Genomic DNA, 14,924 nt, shown 5'->3' on the forward strand with positions numbered 1-14,924 from the left:
CCGGCAGACAGCCGCCCCTGCCCGGGGTACCGTGAAGTGAACAGTCACACCGACGATCGGCGGGATCATGACCTCCAACCCACTCAATCCGTCCAACGGCGACGATACGCCAAAGGATCCGTTGACCGAGATGCTGCAGAACCTGATGGGCGGCAAGGGCATGGAAAACTTCGACCCCGCCGAACTCGCAAAGGCAGCCGGCCTGCCGAACGACCCCAATCTTTTGGCCCAGATGTTCTCCCAGGTCCAGGCCATGATGAGCGCCCCTTCCGAAGGGCCCGTCAACTGGCAGCTCGCGCACGAGAACGCCCGCCGGGTTGCCGCCAGCAGCGCCGACCCGTCCGTCACGTCCCTGCAGACCCGCGAAGTCGACGAGGCCCTGCGGCTGGCCGAACTGTGGCTCGATCCCGTGACCGACCTGCCTGCCACCGGCCTGATCGGCCGTGCGTGGTCGCGTGCCGAGTGGGTGGAAGCCACCCTTGGAACGTGGAAGCGGCTGACCGAGCCCGTAGCCAACAGCATCGCCAACGCGCTCTCCAGCGCCATGACCGAACAGATGCCCGAAGAGATGAAGTCCATGATGGGCGGGGCTTCGTCCATGCTGCAGAACATGGGCGGCGCGATCTTTGGGATGCAGCTGGGGCAGGCGATCGGCGCCCTGTCCGCCGAGGTAGTCAGCTCCACTGACATCGGTGTTCCCCTGGCCGACCTGGAAATGGCCCTCTTGCCGGCCAATGTGACCAAGTTCGGGGAAGGCCTGAGCCTGCCGGAGAACGACATCCGGCTGTTCCTGGCCGTCCGCGAGGCAGCCCATGCGCGGCTGTTTGTCCAGGTTCCCTGGCTGCGCGGCCACTTGCTCGGCGCCATCGAGGCCTACGCCCGCGGCATCCATATCGACACTTCCAGGATTGAAGAGCTGGCCCGCGACCTGGACCCCAGCAACCCTGAAGGCATCCAGGAGGCGCTGTCCCAGGGTGTCTTTATGCCGCAGCGGACCCCTGCTCAGGAGCAGGCGCTTGAAAAACTTGAGACGGCCCTGGCCCTCGTTGAAGGCTGGGTGGACGAGCTCACCGCTTCGGCCACAGAGAAGCTGCTGCCGTCCGCCGGTGCGCTCCGGGAAACAGTCCGGCGACGCCGTGCCACCGGCGGTCCGGCGGAACACGCTTTCTCTTCCCTGGTGGGACTCGAACTGCGCCCCCGCCGCCTGCGCGAGGCTGCCACGCTGTGGGCCACGCTGAAGGACGAACGGGGCATTGCCGGACGCGATGCCATCTGGCAGCACCCGGACCTCCTCCCCACCGCCGAGGACCTCGATGACCCGCAGGGGTTCAGTGGCCGCCGCCAGCTGGCCGAGGCCAGCGACAGCGAAGTGGACGACGCCCTGCAGAAGCTGCTGAGCGGCGGCTTCGACAACGCGCCGCAGGATGATTCCGACGGCCGTGACGACGGCGACCAGCCCACCGGCGACGGTGAGCAGCCCAAGGGTTAGCCGGACCGCACGGTACGACGGCGGCCGCGCCGCCTGTCGTCGCCACTGGAGGTGTTCGAATGCGCAAGATCATCCTGATGATGTCGGTGTCTTTGGACGGATTCATCGAGACGATCGATCGGGACATCAGCTGGCACCTGGTGGATGACGAACTCCTCCGCTACTTGAACGGGCAGTTCCGGTCGATGGGGGTCTTCATGTTCGGGCGCGTCACCCATGAGCTGATGACCGGTTACTGGCCCACTGCCGATGCGGCACGGCCTGATCGACGAACTCCGAATTCTCGTCCATCCCGTGGTTCTGGGGCAGGGCCGGCCCCTGTTCGAGGCCCCTGATGTCCGGATGGACCTCAGGCTCGAGGGGACACGGACGTTCGGCAACGGCGTGGTACCGCTCAAACTACTCGCGCGACGGCGCCTAGGGTGTTGCGCCCTACGTCGTGGAACGCAGCTTCAACCTAGCCTGCCTGGTCGCTGGCCGACATATCGCCGACGCCAGGCGTGCCACCGGCGAGCGCGTAGCGCTGCAGGACCGCACCCTTCGGTGAGGCGACGACCGGCTCGATGAGTCTGAGGTTCGTCGGAACCACCCCGTCGGCGAAGACCTTCTTTCCACCGCCGAGGAGGATCGGATACACCCACAGCGTGAGCCGGTCAAAGAGCCGCTCGGCGAACAGGGTCTGCACGAAGTCGAGACTGCCAACGACGTGGATGTTCGCGTGACGGTCGCGCAGTTCGCGCACGGCAGCGACGACATCAGGACCCAGCAGTGTGGAGTCGGCCCACTCGAGGGCCGACAATTGGCGCGAGGCCACGTATTTCGGGAGGCGGTTGAACAGCCGCGCAATTCCCCCGTCCGCGTCCGGCCAGTATGCGGCGAAGATGTCGTAGGTCCGTCGCCCAAGCAGCAGCGCGTCCATCCCCGCCATCCCGGAGTCGACCTGCTCGCCGACGATTTCGTCTAGGAGGGGCGCCTGCCAGCCGCCAAACGCGAAGCCGCCGTCAGCGTCCTCGTCCGGCCCGCCGGGCGCCTGCGCGACGCCGTCGAGCGTGGTGAACAGGTCGATATGGATGAGTCCCATGCCGTGCTCTTTTCCCTGTTGCCCGTCGCCCCGGCGACGGGATCACTTCGAGGCTGACATTTGATCCCCCTGCGAAGCAACCATTTTCCCCGGCTCGACCCGAGCATTAGGCGAAGGTTAGGAGACACGCCTAATCGGCGTCGCCCGGGTTTGAATCATTGCTGCCCGCGGTCAGGCCCCGGGAGGTGGCGAACGAGACGCCTTCCAGGAAGGCCTTGGCCCGCATCGTGTCGGGGTAGGCCTCCAACAGCTTCCAGAACGCGGCGTTGTGCCCGGCCACCAGCAGGTGCGCGAGCTCATGCAGCAGGACGTAGTCGATGACCCACTGCGGCATGGGCCGGAGCTTGTCGGAGAGCCGGATGGATCCTTCCGACGGCGTTGCGGAGCCCCAGCGCGAGTTCTGGTTGCTGACCCAGCGGACCGACGTCGGGACTGCCCTGCCGCCGAAGTACCGGGCCGAAAGGGCTGCGGCGTGGGCAGCCAGGGCAGTATCAGTGGCTGGCTGTTTACTTCCTTTGCGGGAGCGCCGCTCCCCCTGGCGGTGCAGCTTCTCCAGCATGCGGTGCACCCATTCAGACTCCTGCGCGGCGGTAAACCGGGCCGGAATGGCCACCACGGCCGTCCCGTTCTCCCAGAAGGCAGCCACGGTCCTGGTCCGGCGGGCCGACCGCCGCACTTCAACCGGTGAGCCGTCCGCCGTGGTGACGGGGAGGGTGTCCTGTCCTGCCGGCCGGCGGGTCACAGGGTGGTACTTTCGACGAGCACCCGCAGCACGTCTTCGCCGTAGCGTTCCAGTTTGGACGGACCCACGCCGGCCAGCGCCGCCAGTTCCTCCAGTGTGGACGGTTTGGCCTCTGCGATGGCCGTCAGCGTGGCATCGGTGAAGACCACAAACGCCGGCACCTCGGCCGCCAGTGCAATTTCCTTCCGCCACTGCCGAAGGGCATCGAACGTCTGTTCTTCGTAACTGGGAGGACAGCCGTTGCAGCGGCCCACCTTCCGTTCGGCGCCGCTGGCCAGCATGCTCCCGCAGACCCTGCAGGTGGCGGGGGCCGCCGATTTCCGGCGCGGCGCCAGCCCTTTTCCGCGGGCGCTGGAGCTGGCCACCGAGTTGGGCCGGAGCCCGTCGAGGAAGCGGGAGGGTTTGCGGTTGGCCCGGCCGCCGGGCGTGCGTGCCGTGGACCAGGAAAGCGACAGGTGCTCGCGGGCACGCGTGATGCCCACGTAAAGCAGGCGGCGCTCCTCATCCACGGCTTCGGGTGTGTCCGCAAAGGAGATGGGCATCAGGCCTTCGCAGAGGCCCACCAGGAACACAGCGTCCCATTCGAGACCCTTCGCGGCGTGAAGCGAAGCCAGTGTCACGCCCTGGACAGTGGGAGCATGCTGCGCGAGGGACCGCTCCTGGAGTTCATTAACGAAGTCACCCAGACTGAACTGCTCGCCGCGGACGTGGACCAGTTCGTCCGCGAGCGCCACCAGCGCTGCCAGGGACTCCCAGCGTTCGCGCAGCGCGCCGCCGTTATGGGGCGGGGCGTCCGTGTAGCCCAGCGAGGCCACGATATCGCGGACCAGCTGGCCGAGCGGTTCCGGCGTCGCGGTTTCAGCAACGGCCCGGGTCGCCGCGCGCAGCTGAAGGATGGCGTCGCGCACTTCCTTGCGGGCGAAGAACCGTTCACCGCCACGGAGCTGGTAACTGATCCCGGCCGCAGCGAGCGCCTGTTCGTAAGCCTGGGACTGCCCGTTTGTGCGGAAAAGGACAGCGATCTGGCTCGCCGGAGTGCCGGCGTCGAGCAGTTCCTGGATCTTGATGGCGACCGTGGCGGCTTCGGCTTCATCGTCGGAGCACTCGGTGAACTGCGGGACGGGCCCCGCCGGCCGCTGGGCCACCAGCTGCAGCGGAGCCGCCCAGGCGGCATCGGCCACCGGCCCGCCGCCACGCCGTGCGGCCAGGAGATCGTTGGCCAGCTTGACCACCTGCGGCGTGGAACGGTAATCCCGGATCAGTTTCACCACATTGGCCTCGGGGTACTGGGCCTTGAATCCCAGCAGGTGTTTGGGCGAAGCGCCGGTAAACGAGTAGATCGTCTGGCTCGCATCGCCCACAACGCACAGCTCGTCCCGCCCGCCCAGCCACAGCTCCAGGAGGCGCTGCTGCAGCGGCGAAACGTCCTGGTACTCATCCACCACAAAATGCCGGTACTGCTCGCGGACGGTGGCCGCGACTTTCTGGTCCTCCTGCAGGATCCCCACCGTGATCAGGAGTACGTCCTCAAAATCAATGACGTTGCGGTCGGTCTTGACGTCCTCATAGGACTGGAAGACCCGGGCGACGGCGGTGAGGTCGAACCCGCCCGGGGTTCCCCTGCCCTGCGCGTTCTCCAGGTAGTTGGCAGGGGTCAGCATGGAGACCTTGGCCCATTCGATTTCGGAGGCGAGGTCCCGGATGGACGCGCGGTCAGTGCTGAGCCGCAGGCGGCGGGACGCTTCGGCGATCATCTGGGCCTTGTGGTCCAGCAGGTTGGGCAGCGTGCCGCCGACCGCCTGCGGCCAGAAAAACTGCAGCTGCCGCAAGGCGGCGGCGTGGAAGGTGCGCGCCTGGACATTGCCCACGCCAAGGTCCCGCAGCCTGCTGCGCATTTCCGCGGCGGCCCGGGCGGTGAACGTCACGGCGAGGAGCCGCTGGGAACTGTACACCCCTGAGTGCACGCCATAGGCAATCCGGTGCGTAATGGCCCGGGTCTTGCCGGTGCCGGCACCGGCAAGGACGCACAGCGGCCCATTCAGCGTGCTGGCGACCTCGCGCTGTTCAGCGTCAAGTCCCCCAAGGATTCGTTCCTCAAGGGACTCGGCACTGTCAAAATTCTCTGTGGTCACTTCTGCTGCTCTGTTGTTGTCGCGACTGCCACGTGCTGGCGTCTGGCCAATGGTGATGCCTGTTCCGGGAGTCAGGTGTCCGTGCGGTCCATGATCCGGCCGCCATACCAGTGCTCAATCAGCGAGCGTGCGATGGACAGCCTGCTGGAGATGGTGATTTCACCGGTAAGCACGGCGTCCTGGAGTTCCTCCCGGCTGAACCAGCGCGCACGGGTTACCTCCACGCCGTCGGGCTTTGCCACGGCGTCTTCGGTGATGGCGGTAAATCCAAGCATAAGGGAGGCCGGGAACGGCCATGACTGCGAGCCCAAGTACTGGCATCCTGTGACCCGGACGCCCACTTCTTCGTGGATTTCCCTGACGACGGCCTGTTCCAGGGATTCGCCTGGTTCGACGAATCCGGCCAGCGTGGAGTAATTCTTCGCGTCAACCGGTCCGCCTCCACCGAGCAGCAGCCGTCCGTCCGGCCCCACCACCGTGACGATGATGGCCGGATCCGTCCGGGGGTAGTGTTCCGAGCTGTCCTGGGGGCAGCGGCGGACCCAGCCGCCGGCCTCCACGGCAGTTCGGGCCCCGCAGCGGGGGCAGTGCGTATGGCCAGCGTGCCAGTTGGCGATGGCGCTGGCCTCGACGAACAACGCCGTGTCAGTGGGGTTCAGGACGGCGGCGATGTCACGGAAGCCGGCCCACTCCGAATTGCCCGGGATTCCGGCAGTGCCTGGCTCGGCAGGTTCGGGAAGGACAACAAGGACCATTTCGGTGCCGGCGGTAAGGTCCGAGCCGTCCAGCGCGGCGCCAAGATAGATGACCTGCTCCGGGGCTGAGCCACCGTCCCGCACGTCAGCCAGCAGCTGGGCGGCTGCGGGCAGCAGGAGCTGGTTACCCTGCACCAGGGCCTGCCGCCCGGCAAGGACCACTGCCCGCGTGTGCTCGCTGTCCAGCAATTCCTCAACCATGCCTGGCCTGACACGGTCAGCGGAGCCGCGGTCCACGGCAGCCGGGAGAACCGGCAGTACGGTATCGAACAGGTGGTTGGCCGGCAGCTGGGCTGCCTGCGGCTGGTAGGCCGGTATAGCGGACTCCGCATGACTCATGTTTCCACCGTACTGACTCGGACTGACAATTTACATTCGGCCGGGACATTCGGCGGGACATCTGGCGTGGGCGTCCGGACAGGGTGCGGAAGCCAACTTTTGCAGCATATCTGGAGACTCGCCGCCGCACATCGTTGTCTTGGACGCCACTCAATCTACCGTGGAACGGTGAGAAGAAAACCGATCGAACTGGCAGCCGTGGCAACCGCGGCAGTCCCCGGGCTGACCCCAACCGCCGTTAGCTCCGCTGCGGACGATCCCGCGGATTTCGACTCCGCGCTGCTGCTGGATTCGGAAGACAAACAGTGGCGGGTCAGGTCCCCGCGGCATGCGGAAGCCAGCGCCAGGCTCGAGACGGAGTTCCTCGTCCTCCGGGCATTCGCACCGGCCATCCGGGCCGAGCTGCCCTTCCTTATGCCCACTGTGGCCGGTAGCGTCCGGCTTGGCAACCTCAGCACCTTTGTGTACTCCCATCTGGCCGGGAGCACGCAAAGTGTGGAAGAACTCACCGCGGGTCCGGCCGCGCTCGCCCGGGAAATCGGGACAGCGCTGGCGGCCATCCATGATCTTCCGCACTCCCTGGTCAGCAATGCCGACCTGCCCAGCTACACGCCCAACGAATTCCGCCAGCGCCGGCTCAACGAGCTCGACCAGGCGGCCACCACCGGAAAAATCCCGGCGTCGCTGCTGCTCCGCTGGGAACATGCCCTTGAAGACGTCTCGCTGTGGCGGTTCAACCCGTGCGTTGTCCACGGGGACCTCCATGAGGACAACCTGCTCGTGGAAAGCGGCCGCGTCACGGCCGTTACGGGCTGGACGGACCTGCGGATCGGGGATCCCGCCGACGACTTCGCCTGGCTGGTTGCCTCGAACGAACAGGATTTCGTGGATGCAGTTCTTGCCGGTTACACCGGCAGCCGCCGCGACGCCCCGGACCAGCACCTGCTACGGCGGGCTGCCCTGTCTGCCGAGTTCGCGTTGGCGCAATACCTGGTCAAGGGCATCGCTGCCGGCGACGCGGGTATGGTTGCCGAAGCCGAAGGCATGCTGGAAACCCTCGCGGCCGACGTCGAAGAGCACGGCGGCCAGGCCATCAGTGTTGAGCCGCTGCCCGCCCCGGCTGCCCCGGCCGACGACGCCGCCCAGTCCCCGGCAGCCCATTCCCAATCGGTGGGTGTGGCCGCTGCTCCGGCGGTGACCGTCGTCCCCGTGCCCGTCCCGTCGGTGGAGCCGGTTCCTGTGGTGCCCGCAGTGGAAGTCAGCCCTATCCCGGCCGAGCCCCTCCCGTCCGACGAAGCACCGGCGGACGAAGACTCTGCAGACGAAGCACCGGCAGCCAAGCCGTCAGTACGCCCCTCCGCCGAGGACACGTCCACCGCGGCCATCAGCATCGTCGAAGTCAGGAAGCACTGACACCAGGGAGCGCTTCCAGACGTCAGGGCGCCGACCCCAGCGAGCACTGACCTCAGGGAGCAGTGACATCACGGAGCAGTGACATCGAGGGCGGCGGCCACGATCTGTTCGAGCTCCTCAGCGGAGCCCAGGTCGTGCGGCCGCACCACTTGGTTGTCCGCAACATAGAAGAAGGCGGCCCTGACGTCTTCCACCGCCACGCCCTTGAGCCGGGCCCACGCCAGCCGGTACGCGGCGAGCTGCACCGACTTGGCCCGCAGCTGCGCAGCGGAGGGCCGGCGGCCGGTTTTCCAGTCCACGAGGTCCCACCTCCCGTCCGCGTCCTGGAAGACGGCGTCGATGCGCCCGCGGACCACCACGTCTCCCACGCGCGTTTCCACCGGCACTTCGACAAATGCCGGTGACCTGTCGGCCCATTCCGAGGCTTTGAAGGTGGCCACCATGGTGTCGAGGTCGTAGGCGGCGTCAATATGGTCGTCGGAGCCGGGGGCCTCGCCGAGATCCAGCATGCCGGCTGCGCCGAAGTACTCTTCAACCCAGGCGTGGAATGCCGTTCCCTTTCTCGCCGACATGCCGGGCTCACGCGGTACAGGCCTTCGCAGCCGGCCCACTACCCCCGCCGGGTCCTCGCCAAGATCCACCAGCGTGGACGCAGAGATGTGGCCGGGCAGATGAACGTTCTGCCCGGAGGCGCGCCTGGACCGCCGTTCCAGCAGCAAGGCAGCTTCTCTGGCCCAGCCCGCCGCATTGGCCCGGAGCCTTGGCCCGGACTCATTGGCGGATGCAGGTTCAAGAATCGGCGCAGGGTCCTCAGGAATCAAGGACTCCAAGGCTGCCCGGACGCGTGCCGCGGCGCTCTCCATGGCCAGTCGCCTGCCGGGAACAACCCGCAGGCGTTCCCCGGTCCGCGCATCAACTGGACCTTCGAGGGGGTCATAGGGCCATCTGGCCACCTCCGTTTCGCTAGTCAACGGGCTCTTTTCAGGCAGGGAGGCTTCGTCCACTGACGCCGGGTGCACCATGGCGGCACAGATTTCCGCGGCGTCCGCCGGGGCCGTGTTGGGGCCGGAGCCGACAAGCTGTTCCAGTTCAGCGAGGAACGGTGACATCTCGGCACGGCCTGCCCTGGAGCCCACCCATGCTGCGCTGGCGACCCAGAGGACGTGCTTTGCCCTGGTGTAGGCCACGTATGCCAGACGGCGTTCCTCGCCCTCACCATGGACCTGGACGGCTGATTTGAAGTCCCTCTCGGCATCCAGCCAGCCTTTCTGGTCCGGCTGGTCAGTATCCCATTGGGGCAGATCCGAACGGTCCCCCCGCAGCGGCCACGGCAGGGCCGCCGCGCCACTGCTCCAGCGCGAATCCTTGTTGCTGGGGAAGGCGCCGGCGTTGAGGCCCGGAACAAAGACGACGTCCCATTCCAGGCCCTTGGACGCATGGACGGTCAGCAGCTGTACAGCCTCGCGGTTGATATCCGACGGCGGAGCTTCGAGGCCGTTTTCCTCGGCCGCGGCAGCTTCCAGCCAGGCAAGGAAGGCGAGGATGTCCACCCGGTGCGAGGTCCGCAGGAAGCCGGCCGCCGCGTCCTGGAAGGCGTCCAGGTTTCGGCGGGCCTGGTGGATGCTGGTTCCCGGGCGTGCTGCCACTTCGATGTCGAGCAACATGGCGCGTTCCACTACGCCGAGCAGGGTGGTGAGGTCGTCCCCGAGGTAGCCGCGCAGCTGCCTGAGTTCCGTCGAGAGCCTGCCGAGGCGGTCGCGGGCCACTTCGGTCAGCGACCGACCGTTGGAAGAGGTCCAATCTTCGCGTGGCAGCCAGTCCAGCGCTTCAACCAGGCTGGCACCGTCCGTCAGGTCGCTTTCGATGACGGCCTCGTCGGACGCGTCGGCGGCCCCGTCCTCCGGCGTGGCCGTGCCGGCGGGGCGGCCGCGACGGCGTGCGAGGTGGCTGGACCAGTCTCGGAAGGCCATCAGGTCTGCTGGCCCGATCCGCCAGCGTGCGCCGGCCAGGAGGCGCATCAGGGAGTCCGAGCGTCCGGGATCGGCAAGCACCCGGAGCGTGGCCACCAGATCAACGATCTCGGGAGTGTCGAGCAGTCCGCCGAGCCCCACGATTTCGTAGGCAATCCCCCGCGCCTCGAACTCCCGCCGGATGGTTTCCATCTGGGCGCGCCGCCGGCACAGGACAGCCAGTGCCGGCGGCACCGGTGTGCCGTCGGCCTCACGTTCAAAGTCCGTTACCCGGTACCTCATGACGTCCTCGGCAAGGGCGGCGGCTTCGTCGAGGTCTGTGCCGAAGCGGCCCAGTACCACGAGTCCATCCACTGCGAAGGGACTGGGCTGCAGCGGCGGCACAGTCGCCGCCGCGGTAGCCGTGCCCGCGGGCATTGCACCTGCCGCGGCGGTGCCCGCTTGGGTGATGCTTTCCGCGGCGGCGCCCACACCAGCGCTGCCGGCAGGGGCCTTCTGCGCCTCGGCGCGCCCTAAGGCCTCTGACATGATGTTGGCGGCGGACAGGATGGCCCGGCCGTTGCGCCACGCCGTCGTGAGGTACGACGTAGGGGCCAGCGTGAAGCGTCCCGACCCGTCGTCCCCGTCCACGCGGACAGGGAATTCACGGACAAAGTGGAAGAGCTGACCTGCCGAAGCACCCCGGAAGCCGTATATCGACTGATTGGGGTCCCCCACGGCGGTGACCGCGTGGCCCTCGCCGAAAAGCCGCGAAAACAGGACCAACTGGGCATACGACGTGTCCTGGAACTCGTCCAGGAGCACCACTTTGTAGCGCTGGCGTTCCATGTCCGCAGCAAGGGGGATTTCCCGGGCCACACGGGCCGCAAGTGCCACCAGGTCGCCGAAGTCCAATGCCCCCCGTGACTTCTTGGCGGCGGCGTAGCGGCCCACCATGTCAGCCACGCTTGCCCTGGTGCGCAGCATCGCGGCCAGTTCACCGGCTGCCTGGGGGGCGTTTTTGTTCGCCCCGGCCACGTAGGGACGTTCTTCAAACTCAGCGAGTCGCGCCAGAAGCCAGGCCTCGACGTCGGCCGGTTCCTGCAGGTGCTCTGCGCACTCCCCCGCCAGCTGAATGACTGCCTTGACCAGCGTGGACTTGGCTGCCTTGAAGTGGCTGTACTCGCCGTCGAACGCTTCCACCACTTCGCTGGCGAGCTGCCAGGCCTGGGCCCCGCCGAGCAGCACAACGTCGCGTTCCACGCCCAGCCGCAGCCCGTAGTCAGAAACAATGCCGCTAGCAAATGAGTGGTAGGTGGACACCTTGGGCTCCAGGGCGTCGCTGCTGAGCAGCCCCTCGGGGAACACTTCGTGCCGTGTGTCCTGGGCAGCGACCCGCTGCAGTGCCGCCAGCTTGGCCCGGATCCGCGTGGCCAGCTCGCCTGCTGCCTTCCTGGTGAACGTAACGCCCAGGACTTCCTCAGGCCTGACCCAGCCGTTGGCAACGAGCCAGACGACTCGGTCGGCCATGGTGGCGGTCTTGCCGGAGCCCGCCCCCGCGATCACCAGCCGGGGAGCCAGGGGTGAGGAAATGATGGCGGACTGTTCGGGCGTCGGCGTGTTCTTTTCACCCAACAGCCTGGACAGCTGCTCAGGGCTGAACAGGGGCCCTGGAACGTGGGGCTGGCTCATTCGGTGACCTGCTTTCCGCGGACACAGAGCGGACAGACTTCAGGGAGCCTGCAGCCGTGCCCCCCGTGGCTGCTCTTTGCCGGGTCATGCCTGGCTTCGAAGCTGTTGCCGGACATTACCGCGGCCGCATCGGTGACCATGTCCAGCGCCCAGTTGTCCTGGGCCTCCAGGGGATCCTGTTGCTGGACGCCAGGGCTTTTGGTTGTCGTACCGAGCTGCGCCAGCACGGCGCCGCCCGGCAAAGGTGAGCCCGGTACTACCGTGTTGGGCCCTGCTGAGCCGGGCATTCCGTGTACATCGGCGAAACCGCCCGCCAGGACCGCCGCCTGGTAGGCACCCAGCTGGGGATGGCGGGACAGCTCTGCCTTGCCAGGCTGCCTTTTGCCCGTCTTGAGGTCCACAATGACGAGCCTTCCTTCGGCGTCGATCTCCAGCCGGTCAACCTGGCCGCGGAGCACGGCGGCGCGGGGAAGGTCGGTCCCGCCGGCCAAATCTCCGACGGACTCGGCATCGTCCGTCCCGGTGTCCGCCGGCGGAACATCGGACAGCCGGACCTCAAAGTCCTGCTCGACGCCCAGCAGGCTCCGGCCCTCGCTCCGCATCACCAGGACGTACTGGGCGAGCTTGCGCACCATTGTTTCGGCACGCTGGAAGTCGAGTTTGCCTTCCCAGTTGTCCTTCATCCCCAGGGTTGGCCACCGGCGGATGAGTTCGGCGACGTACTCGCCCCCGGAGGCTTCCGGCAGGTCCTGCGCGATGGCGTGCACCAGGGTGCCCAGGCTCCGGGCGAAGTCGGTGGCGGCCTCTCCGCCGGCCGCCTGCACAAACCAGTCGAGCGGTGATTTCTGCACGGATTCCACCTTCGACGGCGAGACGTAAACCGTCCCTCCGGGCGGGACAACCGGTTCCGACGTCGTCAAAGGAGGCAGGCCCCACCAGCTGTCCGGATGCGCTCCCGGGACCGCCGGTTCCGCGGCGGCAAGTCCGGCCAGGACCCTGGCGGCCTCGGCGGCTTCGGGCTCATACTTTCCATCCAGCTGCGCGTATTGCCGCAGTTCGGCCACCAGGGCACGCAGCGTCATGGGCCGTTCCACCGGCGTGAAGCCCCTGCCCTCGACGCCCGGCTCAAGCGGCGCCACATAGTCGAGGAAGGACGACGGCTGGTCGTCCTCGGACGAAACAGCGGTGCAGATCAGCATCTCGCAGGCCCTGGAAACGGCCGTGGAGAAGCTCCGGAGTTCGTCGTAGCGGATTTCCCGCAGCCGGCTCAGCGGGTCCAGCTGCAATGCATAGCTGACCCCATGCTCGACGGCGTCAGCGTACAGGCTGCTGCCCAGCAGCTCACCGCGTAGCCGGGTATTGGGCCAGACGCCTTCCTGCAGCCCCGCCACAATGACCACCGGCCACTGCCGCCCGGCAGCACTGGCCGGGGTCATCAGCTCGACGGCGTCGTCCACCTGGGCCCGCGCGGCCAGGGTATCCATCGGCAACTCCTGGTTCAGGAGGTACTCAAGGAACTGCTCCGGCCCGGCGCCCGGCATCTGGTCCACGTAGCGCTCGGCTGTATGGAAGAGCGCCATCATGGCATCAAGGTCCCGGTCGGCTCGGGCTCCATGGGAACCGCCGGTGAGGGCAGATTCGGTCCATGCGTTGGCCAGTCCGGTGGAGTGCCACAGGGCCCAGAGCACGGTCTCGGCATTGGCGCCGGGCTCGGCGGCTGCGCTCCGCCCTGCCTGGATCATGCGGGCGGTCCGGCGCGCGGAACGGCCTTCCAGGCCCAGCGTCCCCAGGGCGCCGGGCTCCAGCAATGCTTCAACCAGCAGCGCGTCGCTGGTCCGTCCGCCGCCGCCCAGCAGCTCTTCCCGCCTCAGCGACTGGCGGAGCCGGCGCAATTCAATGGACGTGGCACCCCCGATGCGCGACGTCAGCAGCGCAACGGCGGCTTCCGGAGTCAACAACTCGGGATCCAGGGCTATGGCGTAGGCGTCCAACAGCGGGCGCACGGCCACTTCATCGCGGACCGCGGACTCGGCTACCGGGACACGGACCGGGATCCCCTGGCCCGCGAGGTAGCGCTGCAGCTCACCGAGTTGGCCGCCGTTACGTACAATCACGGCGATCTCGGCCAGGTCGCGGCCATGGTTGACGTGCTGGTCCAGGATGCGCTGGGCAACGTACCGGAGTTCGTGGACCGGGGACGGTACCAAGTGTGCTTCCACCGTGCCGGCGGACTGCGGCTGGGGTTCGACGACGGCGGTGGGCCCGTGCGCGGTTCCGGCCAGGGGTTCGGGCTGCTTGAGCCGCCTGGCCAGCTGGCCGCCCCCACGCTGCGAGATCCGGCCCGCGACGCCGAGCCAGGCCTCGGCAATGGCCGGGGCGTGCCGATGGGTGTGCCACAGCGGCCGCTCGATGACGCCGGCTGTCGCAGAAAGCAGGCGCGGCAGCTCAGCGACGAGGTCGGGTCGGGCCCCACGGAAGCCCTGCACAACGGTGTCCGGAGAGTAGGCGACATAGCAGTCCTTGCCGGCGGCGATATCGGCGAGCAGTTCGAACACGGCAGGGTTCGCCTCCTGCACATCGTCCACCAACACGAGCTGAAGACGATCCCGTTCCGAGGCCAGGAAGTCAGGCTCGTCCTGGAAGATCTGCCGTGCCGTGGTGATGATGCCGGCGGGGTCGAAGGCCTCCGGCATGCGCAGGTCCAGGACGTCCCGGTACTCGGCGTATAGCGCCGCCGCGGCGATCCAGTCGGGCCGGCCGCACTGGTGGCCCAGCTCCTCCAGGTCACCGGCGGTCCGGCCGGATTCGATAATCCGGTCGAAGAGTTGGCGTACCTCGTGGCGGAAGCCGCGCGTCTCCAGTGCCGCTTCCAGGTCCGCAGGCCACGGAAGTTCCAGTCCGGGCAACCGGTGGCCCTCCAGGAGTTCGCGGATGATGAGGTCCTGTTCCGGGCCGGACAGGAGGCGCGGCGCGCGCGGAAGCGGAAGGATTCCCTCAGCCTTGGCCCGGCGGATCAGGTCAAACGCATAGGCTGCCCAGGTCCGGGCCGGTGTGGTGCTCAGACTGCGGTCCAGCCGTGCGGTGAAGCGGTCGCGGAGTGAGTCGGCGGCGAGGCGTCCGGGTGCCAGGATGAGGATCCGCTCCGGGTCCACGCCGTCCTGCAGGGCCCTACGGACGGCGGCTTCGATCAGGATCGTTGACTTTCCGGTTCCCGGTGCGCCGGGAACCAGGACGGGCCCTGAGCCGTGGGGCACGTCGACGGCGTCGCGCTGGTCCGCAGACAACGCCGGGACATCGGCGTGCAGTTGCCGCGGCGGGAGAAGCCGCAGGCC

Annotated in this window: 10 protein-coding genes; 4 read left to right on the forward strand and 6 right to left on the reverse strand. The window is 67.6% G+C overall.

Annotated elements, in window-relative coordinates; translation table 11 throughout:
• The first annotated feature begins 67 nt into the window (after window positions 1-67).
• Genes NG696_RS20235 through NG696_RS20245 form a run of 3 tightly spaced genes read left to right on the forward strand, consistent with a single transcriptional unit; the run spans window position 68 to window position 2,056 of the window.
• Window positions 68-1,489 carry a zinc-dependent metalloprotease gene (locus NG696_RS20235; protein ID WP_252567330.1) on the forward strand — a complete coding sequence of 474 codons (1,422 nt, stop codon included), beginning with the start codon at window positions 68-70 and terminating at the stop codon, window positions 1,487-1,489.
• Between the two features lie 59 nt (window positions 1,490-1,548).
• Entirely contained in the window at window positions 1,549-1,824 is a 276-nt protein-coding gene (locus NG696_RS20240) for a dihydrofolate reductase family protein (protein WP_252576551.1), read from the forward strand.
• The gene (locus tag NG696_RS20245) at window positions 1,739-2,056 is read left to right on the forward strand and encodes a dihydrofolate reductase family protein (RefSeq protein ID WP_252567334.1); all 318 of its coding nucleotides are present in this window, start codon (window positions 1,739-1,741) and stop codon (window positions 2,054-2,056) included. Before NG696_RS20240 ends, NG696_RS20245 begins: the two co-directional genes overlap by 86 nt.
• Here NG696_RS20245 and NG696_RS20250 read toward each other — a convergent pair.
• The 4 genes from NG696_RS20250 to nudC all read right to left on the reverse strand — a co-directional run bounded on the left by NG696_RS20250 (window position 1,947) and on the right by nudC (window position 6,538).
• Entirely contained in the window at window positions 1,947-2,570 is a 624-nt protein-coding gene (locus NG696_RS20250) for a dihydrofolate reductase family protein (protein WP_252567336.1), read from the reverse strand. The two genes, NG696_RS20245 and NG696_RS20250, sit on opposite strands and share 110 nt — an antisense overlap.
• 130 nt (window positions 2,571-2,700) lie before the next feature.
• Window positions 2,701-3,312 (reverse strand): M48 metallopeptidase family protein, encoded by a 612-nt coding sequence (locus NG696_RS20255; protein ID WP_252567338.1) that lies wholly within the window; start codon window positions 3,310-3,312, stop codon window positions 2,701-2,703.
• Window positions 3,309-5,444, reverse strand: a complete 2,136-nt coding sequence (locus NG696_RS20260; RefSeq protein WP_252576552.1) for an ATP-dependent DNA helicase UvrD2 — start codon at window positions 5,442-5,444, stop codon at window positions 3,309-3,311. The genes NG696_RS20255 and NG696_RS20260 overlap by 4 nt, the downstream gene beginning before the upstream one ends.
• A 71-nt stretch (window positions 5,445-5,515) precedes the next feature.
• Complete coding sequence (gene nudC, locus NG696_RS20265) at window positions 5,516-6,538, reverse strand: NAD(+) diphosphatase (RefSeq protein ID WP_252567342.1); 1,023 nt, start codon at window positions 6,536-6,538, stop codon at window positions 5,516-5,518.
• A gap of 168 nt (window positions 6,539-6,706) precedes the next feature.
• Here nudC and NG696_RS20270 point away from each other — a divergent pair, with 168 nt between their 5' ends.
• Window positions 6,707-7,951: a macrolide 2'-phosphotransferase gene (locus tag NG696_RS20270; RefSeq protein ID WP_252576553.1), complete on the forward strand. Its 1,245-nt coding sequence runs from the start codon at window positions 6,707-6,709 to the stop codon at window positions 7,949-7,951.
• A 68-nt stretch (window positions 7,952-8,019) separates the two neighbouring features.
• Here NG696_RS20270 and NG696_RS20275 read toward each other — a convergent pair whose 3' ends face one another.
• Both NG696_RS20275 and NG696_RS20280 read right to left on the reverse strand, forming a co-directional pair.
• Entirely contained in the window at window positions 8,020-11,592 is a 3,573-nt protein-coding gene (locus NG696_RS20275) for an ATP-dependent helicase (protein WP_252576554.1), read from the reverse strand.
• A complete protein-coding gene (locus NG696_RS20280) occupies window positions 11,589-14,921 on the reverse strand; it encodes an ATP-dependent helicase (RefSeq protein WP_252576609.1) in 3,333 nt (1,110 codons plus the stop codon). The genes NG696_RS20275 and NG696_RS20280 overlap by 4 nt, the downstream gene beginning before the upstream one ends.
• Window positions 14,922-14,924 lie beyond the last annotated feature (3 nt).

It is taken from the genome of Pseudarthrobacter cellobiosi (genome assembly GCF_023913755.1).
Taxonomy (GTDB): domain Bacteria; phylum Actinomycetota; class Actinomycetes; order Actinomycetales; family Micrococcaceae; genus Arthrobacter; species Arthrobacter cellobiosi.

Excerpts from the sequence above, each read along its gene's own strand:
- NG696_RS20245 (WP_252567334.1), top strand. The coding sequence starts at position 1,739 with ATGCGGCACGGCCTGATCGACGAACTCCGAATTCTCGTCCATCCCGTG.
- NG696_RS20275 (WP_252576554.1), bottom strand. The coding sequence starts at position 11,592 with ATGAGCCAGCCCCACGTTCCAGGGCCCCTGTTCAGCCCTGAGCAGCTG.
- NG696_RS20240 (WP_252576551.1), top strand. The coding sequence starts at position 1,549 with ATGCGCAAGATCATCCTGATGATGTCGGTGTCTTTGGACGGATTCATC.
- nudC (WP_252567342.1), bottom strand. The coding sequence starts at position 6,538 with ATGAGTCATGCGGAGTCCGCTATACCGGCCTACCAGCCGCAGGCAGCC.
- NG696_RS20250 (WP_252567336.1), bottom strand. The coding sequence starts at position 2,570 with ATGGGACTCATCCATATCGACCTGTTCACCACGCTCGACGGCGTCGCG.
- NG696_RS20235 (WP_252567330.1), top strand. The coding sequence starts at position 68 with ATGACCTCCAACCCACTCAATCCGTCCAACGGCGACGATACGCCAAAG.